The sequence below is a fragment of the Streptomyces sp. NPDC002809 genome (assembly GCF_040295435.1).
Taxonomy (GTDB): Bacteria; Actinomycetota; Actinomycetes; order Streptomycetales; family Streptomycetaceae; genus Streptomyces.
This window is the reverse complement of sequence record NZ_JBEOVJ010000036.1, coordinates 20,760-35,104: the sequence shown is the minus strand read 5'-3', so window position 1 is coordinate 35,104 and position 14,345 is coordinate 20,760. Positions and strand designations below refer to the sequence as shown.

The 14,345-nt window shown below is 69.8% G+C and carries 13 protein-coding genes and 2 pseudogenes; 8 read left to right on the top strand and 7 right to left on the bottom strand.

Translation table 11 applies throughout. The features are described 5' to 3' along the window. Positions 1–198 precede the first annotated feature (198 nt). Positions 199–1,176, top strand: coding sequence for a peptidoglycan-binding protein (locus ABT025_RS21735; RefSeq protein WP_350996802.1), 978 nt, complete (start codon positions 199–201; stop codon positions 1,174–1,176). Positions 1,177–1,327: 151 nt separating this feature from the next. Beyond that, positions 1,328–3,016 carry a serine/threonine-protein kinase gene (locus ABT025_RS21730; RefSeq protein WP_350996799.1) on the top strand — a complete coding sequence of 563 codons (1,689 nt, stop codon included), beginning with the start codon at positions 1,328–1,330 and terminating at the stop codon, positions 3,014–3,016. Positions 3,017–3,062: 46 nt separating this feature from the next. On the opposite strand, the pseudogene ABT025_RS21725 reads toward ABT025_RS21730, so the two are convergent. After that, positions 3,063–3,918: pseudogene (locus ABT025_RS21725) on the bottom strand (aldo/keto reductase). 84 nt (positions 3,919–4,002) lie between these two features. Between ABT025_RS21725 and ABT025_RS21720 the strand changes: the two are divergent. The 4 genes from ABT025_RS21720 (at position 4,003) to ABT025_RS21705 (ending at position 7,782) form a co-directional block, all read left to right on the top strand. Further along, positions 4,003–5,652, top strand: a complete 1,650-nt coding sequence (locus ABT025_RS21720; RefSeq protein ID WP_350996796.1) for a recombinase family protein — start codon at positions 4,003–4,005, stop codon at positions 5,650–5,652. Positions 5,653–5,906: 254 nt separating this feature from the next. After that, entirely contained in the window at positions 5,907–6,257 is a 351-nt protein-coding gene (locus ABT025_RS21715; protein WP_350996793.1) for a hypothetical protein, read from the top strand. Between the two features lie 98 nt (positions 6,258–6,355). Next, positions 6,356–6,736 (top strand): recombinase family protein, encoded by a 381-nt coding sequence (locus ABT025_RS21710; protein WP_350996790.1) that lies wholly within the window; start codon positions 6,356–6,358, stop codon positions 6,734–6,736. Between the two features lie 56 nt (positions 6,737–6,792). Beyond that, positions 6,793–7,782, top strand: coding sequence for an aldo/keto reductase (locus tag ABT025_RS21705; RefSeq protein ID WP_350996788.1), 990 nt, complete (start codon positions 6,793–6,795; stop codon positions 7,780–7,782). 153 nt (positions 7,783–7,935) lie between these two features. On the opposite strand, the pseudogene ABT025_RS21700 reads toward ABT025_RS21705, so the two are convergent. Together ABT025_RS21700 and ABT025_RS21695 are read right to left on the bottom strand one after the other, a co-directional pair. Continuing rightward, positions 7,936–8,082: pseudogene (locus tag ABT025_RS21700) on the bottom strand (aldo/keto reductase); the annotation flags it as partial. A gap of 81 nt (positions 8,083–8,163) precedes the next feature. Further along, positions 8,164–8,688, bottom strand: coding sequence for a PadR family transcriptional regulator (locus ABT025_RS21695; RefSeq protein ID WP_350996785.1), 525 nt, complete (start codon positions 8,686–8,688; stop codon positions 8,164–8,166). Between the two features lie 89 nt (positions 8,689–8,777). Here ABT025_RS21695 and ABT025_RS21690 point away from each other — a divergent pair, with 89 nt between their 5' ends. Further along, positions 8,778–9,554 carry an alpha/beta fold hydrolase gene (locus ABT025_RS21690; RefSeq protein ID WP_350996782.1) on the top strand — a complete coding sequence of 259 codons (777 nt, stop codon included), beginning with the start codon at positions 8,778–8,780 and terminating at the stop codon, positions 9,552–9,554. Between the two features lie 121 nt (positions 9,555–9,675). On the opposite strand, the gene thpR is transcribed toward ABT025_RS21690, so the two are convergent. The 3 genes from thpR to ABT025_RS21675 form a co-directional block, all read right to left on the bottom strand. After that, a complete protein-coding gene (thpR, locus tag ABT025_RS21685; RefSeq protein ID WP_350996779.1) occupies positions 9,676–10,239 on the bottom strand; it encodes an RNA 2',3'-cyclic phosphodiesterase in 564 nt (187 codons plus the stop codon). 233 nt (positions 10,240–10,472) lie between these two features. Beyond that, positions 10,473–11,807, bottom strand: coding sequence for an MFS transporter (locus ABT025_RS21680; RefSeq protein ID WP_350996777.1), 1,335 nt, complete (start codon positions 11,805–11,807; stop codon positions 10,473–10,475). 96 nt (positions 11,808–11,903) lie between these two features. Next, positions 11,904–12,344: a MarR family winged helix-turn-helix transcriptional regulator gene (locus ABT025_RS21675; RefSeq protein ID WP_350996774.1), complete on the bottom strand. Its 441-nt coding sequence runs from the start codon at positions 12,342–12,344 to the stop codon at positions 11,904–11,906. A 145-nt stretch (positions 12,345–12,489) separates the two neighbouring features. Here ABT025_RS21675 and ABT025_RS21670 point away from each other — a divergent pair, with 145 nt between their 5' ends. Next, on the top strand, positions 12,490–12,696 hold the full coding sequence (locus ABT025_RS21670; RefSeq protein WP_326737854.1) for a ribbon-helix-helix protein, CopG family: 207 nt from the start codon (positions 12,490–12,492) through the stop codon (positions 12,694–12,696). Positions 12,697–12,748: 52 nt separating this feature from the next. Here the strand turns inward: ABT025_RS21670 and ABT025_RS21665 are convergent, their stop codons facing one another. Next, positions 12,749–14,203 carry an NCS2 family permease gene (locus ABT025_RS21665; RefSeq protein ID WP_350996771.1) on the bottom strand — a complete coding sequence of 485 codons (1,455 nt, stop codon included), beginning with the start codon at positions 14,201–14,203 and terminating at the stop codon, positions 12,749–12,751. Positions 14,204–14,345: the final 142 nt, after the last annotated feature.

Below are 14,345 nucleotides of genomic sequence, written 5' to 3'. Positions count from 1 at the left end.
CCAACGCCCCCGAACCGGCACGCGGACGGGCCCGGACCCAGTGGGCCCGCACAGGGCCCGTGGGCCCATGTCCGACCGGCGTCGCCTCCCTAACATCTATGCGAGTAGACACGCTTGATGTGCCCACCTCACCATCCCGATCACGAGGTGCCCACGTCGACAACCCGTGCCCGATTCAGCGGACCTGAGGGAGCGAACATGTGCGATTCCTGCGCAGCGGCGGTCGAGGCGACGACGCATGAGGCCGAGCAGCGCGGCGGGCCGTCCCGCCGCGGACTGATCGCCGGGATGGGACTCGGACTCGGCCTTTCCGCGGCGGGCCTGCTGACCGGGGCCACGACGGCCTTCGCGGCCACGGCGAAGAACGGCAGGTGGGCCAACCCCGCTCTCGGCTACTTCCCCGCCGGCGGTCACTACGGCGCCTCCCGGGGCGGCGCCGCGCACGCCGGTCAGGACGTCTCCAACTCGACGGGTACCGGGGTGTACGCGGCGGCCGCCGGCACGGTCGTCCGCCGCTCGTGGGGAGGCGGCCTCACCGGCCGGACCGGCAACGCCCTGGTCATCTCGCACGGCAGCGGCCAGTACACCTACTACGGCCACCTCAGCGCCTACCGGGTCGCGCTCAACGCCACCGTCGCCGCCGGCCAGCGCATCGCCGACATGGGCGCCACCGGCAATGTGACGGGCCCCCACCTGCACTTCGAGACACATACGGGAGGGCTCGGCGTCACGAGCAACCCGGTCACCTTCATGACCGCCCGGGGCGTGGACCTGGGCGGCGGCTGGCCCAGGATCGACCCCGGCGCGAGCGGGCGGACGGTCGTCGTCATCCAGTACCTGATGACGCAGCGCGGCTACGGCCTGGTCGCCGACGGCCAGTACGGCTCGGTCTCCTCCGATGCCGTCAAGCGCTTCCAGAAGGCCAAGGGCCTGGTGGCCGACGGCCAGGTGGGACCGGCGACCTGGCCGCATCTCGTCCACACCCTGCGCCAAGGCGGCAGCGGCTCCCACGTCCGGGCCCTGCAGAACGCGCTGAACAAGCGCAGCGCCGGCCTGGCGGTCGACGGCACGTTCGGCACGGTCACCACGTCGGCCGTGCGCACCTACCAGGTGGTCAACCGGCTGGTCTCCGACGGCGAGGCGGGCCCGGTGACCTGGCGGGCACTGGTCGGCTGACCGCGCCCCGGGCCACCCGCGCGAAGCCGCTTGCGCGTGGGGTACCGGCCTGCGGCCCCTCACCGGCCGGTACCGAGACGTGCTGGGCCGCGTACCGTCTGTCAGGTCATCATGTACCGGGCAGACAGTACGAGTTGAGCGGGGGCAATCGATGCGTGGCGAGATTCTCGACGGACGGTACCGGCTGACGGAACCGGTGGGTTCCGGCGGCATGGGCCGGGTCTGGCTGGCCGAGGACGAACGCATCGGCCGCAAGGTCGCGGTCAAGGTCCTCCCCCGCATCGACGAGGACACCTCGGCCGCCCGGTTCACGCGCGAGGCCCGCGTCGTCGGCGGGCTGTCCAGCCCGCACATCGTCACCCTGCACGACTTCGGCGAGGCGGAGGTGGCGGGGGAGAACGTGCTCTACCTCGTCATGGAGCACCTCACGGGGCGTGATCTGGGCGCCGTACTGGAGAGCCGAAGCCCCGGACTCCCCTCGCCCGCCGAGGTGATGGGCTGGGCGGTCGACATCTGCGCGGGCCTGGAGGCGGCGCACCGCGCGGGCATCGTGCACCGGGACATCAAGCCGGCCAACATCCTGCTCACCGATGCGGGCACGATCAAGATCCTCGACTTCGGGATCGCCCGGATGCTGTCGACGGCGGCCTCGCTGACCCGCACCGACCTGACCGCCGTCGGCTTCGTCGTCGGCACCCCGCTCTACATGTCGCCGGAGCAGATCCGGACGCCCGACGCACTGGACAGCCGGAGCGACCTGTACTCCCTCGGCTGCCTCCTCCAGACGCTGCTCACGGGCGGCCCCCCGTTCAACGGTTCCGGTACGGCCGTACTGGCCCAGCACCTCGGCGACCTCCCCGAGCCGCCGAGCGCACGCCGTCCGGATCTCGCGGGCTTCGCCGGGCTCGACGCGCTGATCCTGCGGTTGCTGGCCAAGGAACCGGACGAGCGCCCGAAGGACGCCGCGGAGGTCGCGGCCCTGTTACGCACCGCGGCCGGAACCGCCGGACCGGCCGCACCCGCGCGCCCCGAGAGCACCCCCACCGCCCTGGGTTCGGTCCCGCACTCCGCCGCCCCGGCCGCACCCGCCCACCAACCGACGGTGCCGCCCACCAAGCTCTTCCCCCCGCAGATGCAGCCACAGCCCCAACCACCGATGCCGGTCCCGATGCCGGTGCCGATACCCTCGTACCCGTTCCCGCCCCCCGGGCCGCAGCCCACCGCGCCCGAGCGGCTGCGCATCTCCGGGCGGGCACCCGGCAGCAAGACCGTCTCCACCCGCACCGTGGCCGCCACCTGGCTGGCCGGAGCGGGTACGGCACTGGTGGCGGGGCTGCTGATCCTGCTCTGCACACCGGCCGAGGGACCAGGGGCGCTCGCCGGCGCCGTCCTAGCCGGTCTGGTGGGCATGGGCGCCGCCCAGGGGTTCACCAACGTGTTCGACCCGCAGGAGAAGTCACTCTTCAACCGGCTCGTCTCCGCGCTCCTGCTCGCCATCCCCCTCGGCGCGGGCGGGGCGGCCATCAACAACGCGGCCGCGGACGAGATCTCCGCGCGCTTCGTCGTCATCGCGTTCGCGGCCTGTGTCGCCGCGCTGACGGTGGGGGTACTGATCGCGGACCAGCTGATCGCCCGGCTGCGCCTCTCGCCGCGCGCGGCACTGATCCTCTCCATGAGCGGCTGGATCAACGGCCTCACCGTCTGGGGCGTGCTCGCCTACCGCTCCCCGCTGGAGGCCGTCGGCGCGCTGCCCGTCGGCTGCGCCGTCTGGCTCCTCACCGCCGCGCTGCTCGGGCAGATCCTGGCGCCCTCCGCGCGCCGGAGCGGCCGGACGGCCTGAGTGCGCACAGCACCCCGGGCCGCCCCGGCCGCCCGGCCCGCCGGGTCTACCAGGCGAAGGCCTCGGGCGACGGGCCCGGGCCCGGGAAGATCTCGTCGAGGCCGGCCAGCACCTCGCCCGAGAGCTCCAGGTCGACCGCGCGTACCGCGGACTCCAACTGCTCCAGCGTGCGCGGCCCGCTGATCGGGCCCGTGACACCGGGACGGGTCAGCAGCCAGGCCAGGCCCACCTCGCCCGGCTCCAGGCCGTGCTTGTCGAGCAGGTCCTCGTACGCCTGGATCCTCGCCCGCGCCACGGGGTCGGCGAGCACCTCGGCGGAGCGGCCGGTGGTCGAGCGGGCGGAGCCGCCCGCGCTCTCCTTGCGGATCGCGCCGCCGAGCAGTCCGCCGTGCAGCGGCGACCACGGGATGACGCCGAGGCCGTACTCCTGCGCGGCCGGGATGACCTCCATCGCCGCGCGGCGCTCCGCGAGGTTGTAGAGGCACTGCTCACTGACCAGGCCGAACGAGCCCCGGCGCTGCGCCGTCTCGTTGGTCTGGGCGATCTTCCAGCCGGCGAAGTTGGACGAGCCCGCATAAAGGATCTTGCCCTGCTGGATCAGGACGTCGACGGCCTGCCAGATCTCGTCGACCGGGGTGTCCCGGTCGATGTGGTGGAACTGGTACAGGTCGATGTGGTCCGTCTGGAGCCGCTTGAGGCTGGCGTCGACGGCACGCCGGATGTTCAGCGCGGAGAGCTTGTGGTGGTTGGGCCAGGCGTCGCCGTCGGCGGCCATGTTCCCGTACACCTTCGTGGCCAGGACCACCTTGTCCCGGCGCTCACCGCCCTTGGCGAACCAGGTGCCGAGGATCTCCTCGGTGCGGCCCTTGTCCGCCCCAGCCGTAGACGTTCGCGGTGTTCAAAGATTAATTTTGACGCCATGATCCGAACCACATATCGTCACCCCTTGTGTGCGATGCGTGACACAGGGGAGAGGGAGAACGAACATGGCGAGAGTTCTGGGTGTGATCCGTCTGTCGAGGGTGTCGGACGAGACCACATCGCCGGAGCGTCAGCGTCGGTCCATCCAGCGATGGGCCGATCAGGAGGGGCACGTCGTCGTGGGGTGGGTCGAGGACATCGACGTGTCCGGCGGGGTAGAGCCGTGGAAGCGTCCGGAGTTCGGCAAGTGGCTTCCCTCGACCATCGGGAAGGAGGTCAGCGCGATCGAGCACCGGATCGCGGTGGAGGAGTCGCGCGCCGACGAGTACGACATCATCTGCGCGCTGAAGATCGACCGTCTCTCGCGACGCGTGCTCCACGTGCACGCACTCCTGGAGTGGTGCGAGAAGAACGGCAAGGAGGTCGCCACCGTCGAGGACGGGATCAACCTCAACACGCAGATGGGGAAGCTCCTCCTCAGCCTGATCGCGTCCTTCGCGGAAGGGGAGCTCGAAGCCATCAAGGCGCGGGCCAAGTCCTCGTACAACCACCTGGTGAAGGAGGGGCGCTGGCGCGGCGGCCGCACTCCGTACGGTTACCGGGAGGAGAAACAGGAGACCGGCGACGGATGGAAGCTCGTCCCGGACGACTACGGGACCGACACGGCCGGGACGCTCCGTGAGATCGTCCGCCGTCTCATCGCGGGCGAGTCGGCGAACAGCATCGCGCAGTGGCTCAACGAGGACGTGTCGAAGACCCCGACGTCACTCGACGCCCAGATGATCCGTAACGGCAAGACCCCGAAGGGAAGCCGCTGGACCGCCGCGAACACGGCCAAGGTCGTACGTTCCCGCTGCATCCTCGGGCAGATGGAGGTGTCCGAGGAGGTGATGGTCGACAGGGAGAAGACGACACGACGCCGGGTCGTCCGGGACGCGGACGGCCAGCCCCTCCAGCGCGCGGAGCCTCTGATCACGCACGAGGAGTGGGAGCTGGCCAACAAGAAGCTGGACGAGAACACCAGCAAGCGCAACGGCAACCGCAAGGGTGGGTCGCCCTTGCTCCAGGTCGCGTTCTGCACATGTGGGGAGCCGGCGTATCTCGCCCCTGGCCGTAACTGGCCCTACTACCGCTGCGCCTCCCGTACCACGCACAAGCCGTGTCCGACCGGAAGCAAGGGCATCGCGGCGCACACGCTGGAGGACGCCGTGGGGAAAGCGTTCCTCCTCGCTGCCGGGGACGTCGAGATCGTCCGGAAGGTCTTCCGGCCGGGCGTGGACTACACGCGCGACATCGAGGAAGTGAACCGCGCCCTCTCGGACCTGAGGGAGGACCGCGAGGCGGGCCTCTACTCCAGTGAGCTGGGCAAGCAGGAGTACCGGGAGGCGTACAAGCGGTTGGACACGCGACGTGAACAGCTCATCGCGCAGCCCACGCGCCCGGACACCTGGGAGGAGATCCCGACAGGAGAGACCTACCGGGAACGGTGGAGCACGTTGTCGACCCAGCACGAAAAGGGCAGGGAGCTACGCGCCGCAGGGGTCAAGGCCGTCATCCATGCCGAGCCGATTCCCGGGATGACCGCCGCGCAGCTCATGGCTCCCGATGGCCATGACGGGATGTGGCAACACCCAGTCGGGAGGGTTCAGGTTCTGATCCCCATGGACTTCAAGCAGCGTCTGCGCAACATGGCGGCGGTCCACAGCGAAGGCTGACCGACAACTGCATGCGACGAGGAGGTCCCTGTGGTCGGGGCCCTCCTGCGCGTTTGTAGGCTGCCCGGCAGGTCGCCGCCGTCGCTCCCGACCGCAAGAGACCGAGTCCAGGCCCGATGCCCTGGGCGCCCAACCTGTGAAGCGCCGTGCCTCCCGCACGGCACCCCCCCGCGAAGAAGGGAGACACATGTCCCGCCGTCCGGCGGGGTCGCCGGCGCACCCTCGTGTGCCTCACAGGAAGGAGCCGCGAACCAGTGGCCATCAGCTTCGGTCATGACCGCCCGTGGGGCGGAGTCTCCCAGCGCGAATACCAGCGCAAGGCGCAGGACCCTCTACACCCGCCGGCCTACCGCGTCCACTTCGCCGCCATCGGATGGGCCGACCGTCACGGGCACGCAGCCTTCGCTGCTGGGAAGCCGGCCACCCTCCTCGGCAAGGACGGCAAACCCCTGTCTGACCAGAGCACGAACAACGCGATCGCACGCGCCAAGAGGCTCGACCTCGTATCGCCCCGGTCGGGAGCCGCTTGCCTTGTTCTTGGTTCTCACCTCTTCCAGAAGGGGAAGGGCGCTCCGGTGCCGTGCCGCGTCCATCAAGACCGGTGAACAACACACCGTACGTGTAGCCAGCACACGCCAGGCGTGTACCGGCATTGCCAGTGGCCTGCGGAAACGTTCGCTTCCTCTCTCTTCCTTGTCCTCACTTGAAGCTCGACCGCTTCGCCCGGTCGCTCATCGACCTTGTGACCATGGTCGACACGCTTCGGGAGCGTGGTATCGGGTTCAAGGTGCTCACGGGTGCACTGGCCAACATCGACCCCAGCACGGCCGATGGCCGTCTCATGGTCCAGGTGGTTGGGGCCATGGCGGAGTTCGAGCGCGGCCTCATCATGGAGCGCACCCGCGCCGGACTCGACGCAGCCAAGGCGCAGGGGCGTACCGGCGGACGGCCGTCCGTCGTGAACGAGGACGTGCTGACCGTGGCCCGCGCGAGGAAGGCGAAGGGAGAGAGCGTCAGTGCCATCGCCAAGGCTCTGGGCGTCTCCCGGGCCACGCTGTACCGGCACCTCGGAGACGACTCCTGACGGCGGAACCTGATGCCCTTGCCTGGAGCGGACTCGAAGCAGTTGGCTTGTGACCCATGAAGTACACCCAGCTCGGACACACCGGACTCAAGGTCAGCCGACTCGTTCTCGGCACGATGAACTTCGGTCCGCAGGCAGACGAATCAACCAGCCACGGCATCATGGACGCCGCTCTCGACGCGGGTCTGAACTTTCTGGATACGGCCAACGTCTATGGATGGGGTGAGAACAAGGGCCGCACCGAGGAGATCATCGGAACTTGGTTCGCCCAGGGTGGCGGGCGGCGCGACAAGGTCGTCCTCGCCACCAAGGTGTACGGGAACATGGCGGGCGACGGGGACGTCTGGCCCAACCACGACAAGCTCTCCGCGGTGAACATCCGACGGGCCGTCGACGCCTCCCTCAAGCGGCTGCAGACCGACTACATCGACATCTACCAGTTCCATCACATCGACCGGTCGACGCCGTTCGAGGAGATCTGGCAGGCGATCGACGTCCTGGTCCAGCAGGGCAAGATCCTCTACGCGGGGTCGTCCAACTTCCCCGGCTACAAGATCGCCCAGGCCAACGAGACCGCCGCCCGGCACGGCCGCATGGGCCTGGTCAGCGAGCAGTGCCTCTACAACCTCGCTGAGCGCCGCGCCGAGATGGAGGTCATCCCGGCCGCGCAGGACTACGGCCTCGGTGTCATCCCCTGGTCTCCGCTGCACGGAGGACTGCTCGGCGGCGTCCTCAAGAAGGGGGCCACACAGGGGCGCCGGGCGAGCGGCCGCGCTGCCGACGCGCTCAAGGACACCAAGACACGGGAGCAGATCCAGGCGTACGAGAACCTCCTCGACAAGCACGGCCTGGAGCCCGGTGAGGCGGCACTGGCCTGGCTGCTGACCCGCCCCGGCGTCACCGGCCCGATCGTCGGCCCTCGCACGCAGGAGCAGCTGGACTCGGCGCTGCGCGCCCTACAGCTGGAGCTGAGCGAGGAACTGCTGACGTCTCTGGACGAGATCTTCCCCGGTCCCGGACCGTCTCCCGAAGCCTTCGCATGGTGAGGTAGCGGGTCTGTGTCGGAGTCGTCGCCTTCTGCTTGCGTTCGAGGCGAGTGGGAGGCGGCGGCTTCGTCGTTTCCACTCGGGGTCCGCAGGAGCGGTGAGCGTCAGCGATGCGCTGCTGCGGAACCTGGAGTCAAAATTGCCGGTTGGCGGCGTGTCGAAGAAGTTGACTCCCGCGTCGAGTGCGGCGTCCATGATGGCGTGGCTGTCGGACTCGTCGGTCTGCGGACCGAAGTTCATGGTGCCGAGTACGAGGCGGCTGACTTCGAGTCCGGTGCGTCCCAGATGTGTGTACTTCATGAGGACCCAGCCAACGCCTTCGAGTCCGCTCGAAGGCGCACCCGTCCACCGGGCAGAGGCCGGCCCTCGTCGGCGCGCAGGTCAGTCCTGGAGTGCGGCAAGCGTCTCGGCCAGCCAGCCCAGCTCCGCCTCACCGGTAGCGCGGGCGATCCTCAGCAGACCCCTGCGGAACGGGTCGTCGAACGCCTCGGCGCCCAGCGGCCACTCCCCCTCGTAGAAGAAGCTGCTGGGCTCCTCCAGAAACGCGAGGCGCCGGCGCAGCACGGCCGCCTGCTCGGCCGGGTCCGTCAGGTGGCGCAGGAAGGCGAGGACGGTGAACCAGCGGTTCTCGTCGCTGATGTCCAGGTCACCGGCCTCGCGCAGCCGGCGGCGCAGCTCGTCGCGGCCCTCGTCGGTGAGGGTGAGGGTGTGCCGGGGGGCGGCCCTGCTGCCGGGTTCGGTGCGGCGGCCGAGCCAGCCGGCGCGCTCCAGCCGCTTGATCGCGGGGTACAGGGTGCCGTCGGCGATGGGGCGCACGTGGCCGGTGAGGTGGGCGACCCTCCGCTTCAGTTCGTACCCGTGCAGCGGCTGCTCGTACAGAAATCCCAGGATTGCCAGTTCCAGCATTCCCGTATCTTCCCCCATGACGTTATACATCGATGCCGATGTATAGTCTCACCGATGTTTGAGAGGGCACCGGGATCCGAGGAGGAGACATGCAGGACGCACAGGTGACGGCCGGCGGCGCGCGCATCCGGTGGGTGGAGATCGCGGGCCACGACGCCGCCGCTCCGCCCCGGCTCTATCTGCACGGACTCGGCGCCTCCAGCGGCCCCTACTTCACGGCGAGCGCCACCCACCCGCTGCTCGCCGGCGGCCGCGCCCTGCTGATGGACCTGCTCGGCTTCGGCATCAGCGACCGGCCGGAGGACTTCGGCTACACCCTGGAGGACCACGCGGACGCCGTCGCGGCCGCGCTGGAGACGGCCGGGGTCCGGGACGCGGAGGTCGTCGCGCACAGCATGGGCGGCGCGGTGGCGATCGTCCTCGCGGCCCGCCATCCACACCTGGTGGCAGGGCTGGTGCTGGTGGACGCCAATCTCGACCCGGTCGTCCCGTCGCCGGTGCCACCGGCCGGCAGCAGCGGCATCGCCGCGTACACGGAGAAGGAGTTCCTGGCCCACGGCCGGGACGAGGTGCGCGAGCGGGTGGACGCGCACTGGTGGTCGACCATGCGGCTCGCCGGGCCCGTGGCACTGCACCGCAGCGCGGTCCACCTGGCGCGCGGGACGGCGCCGACGATGCGCGCGCTCCTGCTGGACATGCCGATTCCGCGCACCTTCCTACGGCCGGAGGGCAACGGTCCGCTGCCCGGCGAGGAAACCCTCCGGGCGGGCGGGGTGCGCGTGGTCGCGGTCCCGGAGTGCGGGCACAACATCATGCTCGACAACCCCGAGGCGTTCGCGGAGGAGACGGCGCGGGGGTTCAGCTGACGGAGGCTGTCATCAGCCGACCGCGGCCGCCAGGGCGACGACGACGAACATCAGCACGAGCACGGCCGCCATGATGCGGTTTCTGGTCTTCGGGTCCACCCGACGAGCGTAACCGCCCCGCTCAGCGCCCCAGGCCCCAGGCCCGCACCACCTCGTACCGGGGCTGCTCCCCCGGCACCCCGTCCACCGGCAGACTGCTGTGTACGAGGCTGAGCTCACCGGCCTCCCAGTGCAGGCCCTCGAAGCCCTCCAGGGCCGCGGTGAACGGGGTCAGGTCCGCCGGGACCCGGCTGCGGGCGAGCGTGAGGTGCGGGGTGTAGCGGCGGTGCTCCTCCATCGGCACCCCGGCCCGGCGGGCGGCGGCGTGGGCGCGCTCGGCCAGCAGCCGCAGCGTGTCCAGCGCGCCCGCGGCCCCCGCCCACAGCGCCCGTCCGTCGAACCGGCCGCTGCCGTGTACGCGCATCCGAAACGCCTCGGTCCGGTGCGCGGCCCGCTCCATCCGGCTGTACAGGTCCGGCAGCAGCTCCTCGTCGACGTCCCCGAGGAAGGCCAGCGTGTAGTGCCAGCCCGGGGCCCCGGTCCAGCGCAGCGTGTCGGCGCCGGGCAGCGAGCGCAGCGGAACCACGGCCCGGCGCAGCTCCTCGACGGCGGGGGCCGGTGGCAGGACGGCGGCGAAGAGTCTCATACGGCGAGTCTGGCAGCCCCCGGGCGTCCCGGTCTCCGTGCGCGTCGTCGCCCTGCGCGGCTGCCCGCGCCCGTGCGGGAGCTTCGTCCTCGGCACCGGCCGGCCTCGCCGCGACCGTCGCCGGCCTCACGCCGGAGACCGGCGGCCCCCGCGCGACCAGACTCCCCCGCCCCACGCGTACGGCCCCGCCCGATTCCCCGGGCGGGGCCGTGTCGCATCCGTTTCGGCGGCTCTCAGGCCGCCGTCGCCAGCTGCTCGCGCGGGACGAACCGCACGTGCGGGCGGCCCGGGCGCAGGTCGACCTTGAGGCGCAGGCCGCCGACGCGGGCCAGCATGAAGCCGACGCCGAGCGCGGCCGCCAGGGAGAACGCTCCGCCGACCGCCATGCCGGTCCGGACGCCGTACACGTCGCTGATCCAGCCGACGATCGGGGCGCCCACCGGCGTACCCCCGGCGAAGACCATCATGTAGAGGCTCATCACCCGGCCGCGCATGGCCGGGTCGGAGGCCATCTGCACGCTGGTGTTCGCGCTGATGTTGGTCGTCAGGCCGATCATGCCGATCGGGACGAGCAGGATCGCGAAGATCCAGACGGACGGTGCCATCGACGCGATGATCTCCAGCGCGCCGAACACCGTACCGGCGGCCACCAGCATCCGCAGCCGCGAGGAGCGGCGGCGGGCGGCGAGCAGCGCCCCGACGAGGGAGCCGGCCGCCATGAGGATGTTGAAGAACGAGTACATCCCGGCGCCGCCGTGGAAGATCTCGTCCGCGAAGGCCGTCAGCCAGATCGGGAAGTTGAAGCCGAACGTGCCGACGAAGCCGACGAGGACGATCGGCCAGATCAGCTCGGGGCGCCCGGAGACGTAGCGCAGCCCCTCGCGGAGCTGCCCCTTGGCGCGCGGCACGACGACGGCCTTGTGCAGCTCGCTCGTACGCATCATCAGCAGGCCGACGAGCGGCGCGAGGAACGACAGTCCGTTGAGCATGAAGGCCCAGCCGCTGCCGACCGAGGTGATCAGCACACCCGCGACGGCGGGACCGATGAGCCGGGCGGACTGGAAGTTCGCCGAGTTCAGGCTGACCGCGTTCCGCAGCTGGGCGGGGCCGACCATCTCGGAGACGAACGCCTGGCGGGCCGGGTTGTCCACGACCGTGACCATGCCGAGCAGGAACGCGATCAGGTAGACGTGCCACACCTGGACCACGCCCGAGAGCGTGAGAACGGCGAGGGCGATCCCGCACAGGCCGAGTGCCGCCTGGCTGAAGAGAAGGAGCTTGCGCTTCGGGAGACGGTCGGCGATGACCCCGCCGTACAGGCCGAAGAGCAGCATCGGGAGGAACTGGAGTGCCGTGGTGATACCGACGGCGGCAGCGGACCCGGTGAGGCTCAGGACGAGCCAGTCCTGCGTGATGCGGGACATCCAGGTACCGGTGTTGGAGATCACGGCGCCGGTTGCGAACAGGCGGTAGTTACGGATCTTCAGCGACGAGAAGGTCCCGCCGGGCTTGCTCTCGTGGGTGGAAGTCGGTGCGGGGGCGGAGTCTGCTCCGGATCCCGTACTCAAAAGGGTTCATCTCCTCGGGCGTGGACATTGCGCTGACTGACGGGGATGCGGCGGTGGGGGCGGTGCGCCGGTGATGGTCCGGCGCGGCCCGCTCCGCTACAGGTGGGCGAGCTTCTCCAGCACGGGCGCCGCGTTGCGCAGCGTCTCCCACTCGTCCTCGTCCAGGCCTTCGGCAAGGGTGGTCAGCCAGGCGTTCCGCTTGTCGCGGCTCTCGGCGAGCATGGCCTCCGCCTGCTCGGTCTGGCTGACCATCTTCTGACGACGGTCATCGGGGTGCGGTTCCAGTCTGACCAGTCCCTTGGCTTCCAGCAGCGCGACGATGCGGGTCATCGACGGCGGCTGCACATGCTCCTTGCGGGCCAGCTCACCGGGGGTGGCCGATCCGCAACGCGCGAGTGTGCCGAGCACCGACATCTCTGTGGGGCTCAGCGACTCGTCGACGCGCTGGTGCTTGAGGCGCCGGCCGAGCAGCATGACGGCGGAACGAAGGGAGCTCACGGCGGCGGCACTGTCGCTGTCGTGGATCAGGTCAGGCATGTTTGTTAGCGTAACTCATTACCTACCCTAAAGACCACTCGGTGGTACACGCGCGAGGGCCAGATCACCAATCGATCACCCAAACGAGTGAGTCGATTCCGGAAAGTCACGCGCGTCGGGCCCGTGGGACGTAACCCTGCTCGCTATGGGATCGACAGTGCTCAGCCTGCGGATAGACGGTGAGCTGCTCGACCGGCTCAAGCAGCACGCCGCAAAACGCGGAATGAGCGTCCAGGACTATGTGGTCCGGACGCTCATTCGCGACGATTTCGACGAGCGCTTCCAGGCGGCCGTCGACGAGACGGAGAAGTTCTACGGGGCGGAGGGGGTCGCGGCCGAGGAGGTCACCTGACGGAGACCTCCCGGGCCGTGAGCCCGCTCCCGCATCCGCGCCCTTCCCGGGATCACGTGAGGCCGAGCGCCGGCATCGCGTAGTAGAAGACGAAGACCGCCGACACCACGTACATGGCCACCGGCACCTCGCGACCGCGACCGGCGGCCAGCCGCAGCACACAGAACGTGATGAAGCCGATCCCGATCCCGTTGGTGATCGAGTAGGTGAACGGCATCATCACCATGGCGAGGAACGCCGGGATCGCGAGCGTGTAGTCGCTCCAGTCGATGTCCCGTACCGAGCCCGCGATGATCAGGAAGCCGACCGCCAGCAGCGCCGGAGTGGCCGCCTGCGAGGGAACCATGGTCGCCAGCGGCGTCAGGAACAGCGCCGCCGTGAACAGCAGACCCGTCACGATGCTCGCGAAGCCGGTGCGGGCCCCCTCTCCGACGCCCGCCGTGGACTCCACGAAGCAGGTGCCCGCCGAGGCGGAGCTCGCACCGCCCGCGGCGACCGAGATGCCGTCGACGAACAGCACCTTGTTGATGCCGGGGAAGTTGCCGTCCTTGTCGGTCAGCTTGGCCTCGTCGCCGACGCCGAGGATGGTGCCCATCGCGTCGAAGAAGCAGGACAGCAGCACGGTGAAGACGAACAGGACGCCGGTGAGGACACCGACCTTGTCGAAGCCGCCGAACAGGCTGACCTCACCGATCAGCCCGAAGTCGGGCGAGGCGACCGGGTTGCCCGGCCACTGGGGCACGGTCAGGCCCCAGGCCTCGCCCGGCAGGTCGGCGACCGCGTCGATGATCAGCGCGACGACCGTCATCGCCACGATGGAGATCAGGATCGCGCCCGGCACCTTGCGGACGATCAGCGCGAGGGTGAGCAGCGCGCCGAGCACGAAGACGAGAACCGGCCAGCCGTTGAGGTGGCCGTCGTTGCCCAGCTGGAGCGGCACGGTGGTGTGCGCGAGGTCCGGGATGCGGGAGACGAAGCCCGAGTCGACCAGGCCGATCAGCAGGATGAACAGACCGATGCCGATCGCGATGCCCTTGCGGAGCGAGGTCGGTACGGCGTTCATCACGCGTTCCCGCAGCCCGGTCGCGACCAGCAGCATGACCACGATGCCCGCGAGGACGACCATGCCCATCGCGTCGGGCCAGCTCATCCGGGGGGCGAGCTGGAGGGCGACGACGGTGTTGACGCCGAGGCCCGCGGCAAGCGCGATCGGCACGTTGCCGATGACGCCCATGAGCAGGGTGGAGAACGCCGCGGTCAGCACCGTCGCGGTGACCAGCTGGCCACTGTCGAGCTGGTGACCGTACATGTCCTTCGCGCTGCCCAGGATGATCGGGTTCAGCACGATGATGTACGCCATCGCGAAGAAGGTCGCGAATCCGCCGCGGATCTCGCGCCCGATGGACGACCCCCGCTCGGAGATCTTGAAGAAACCGTCCAGACCGCCGGTGGACGGGGATGACGGAGGCGGTGTGGAGTCGACCGGAGCGGTGGCCGAGGGGGACATGTATGACCTCAGTCGTGCGTAGAGGGGGGTAAATTCGGTCAGCTTTGGACTTTCACACGAATAAATCGAGACAGTCGCAAGCAGATTCAGTATGAATACATAAGGCAAAGATCGCTATCTCCGCGCGTAGACCCTTGCGCCG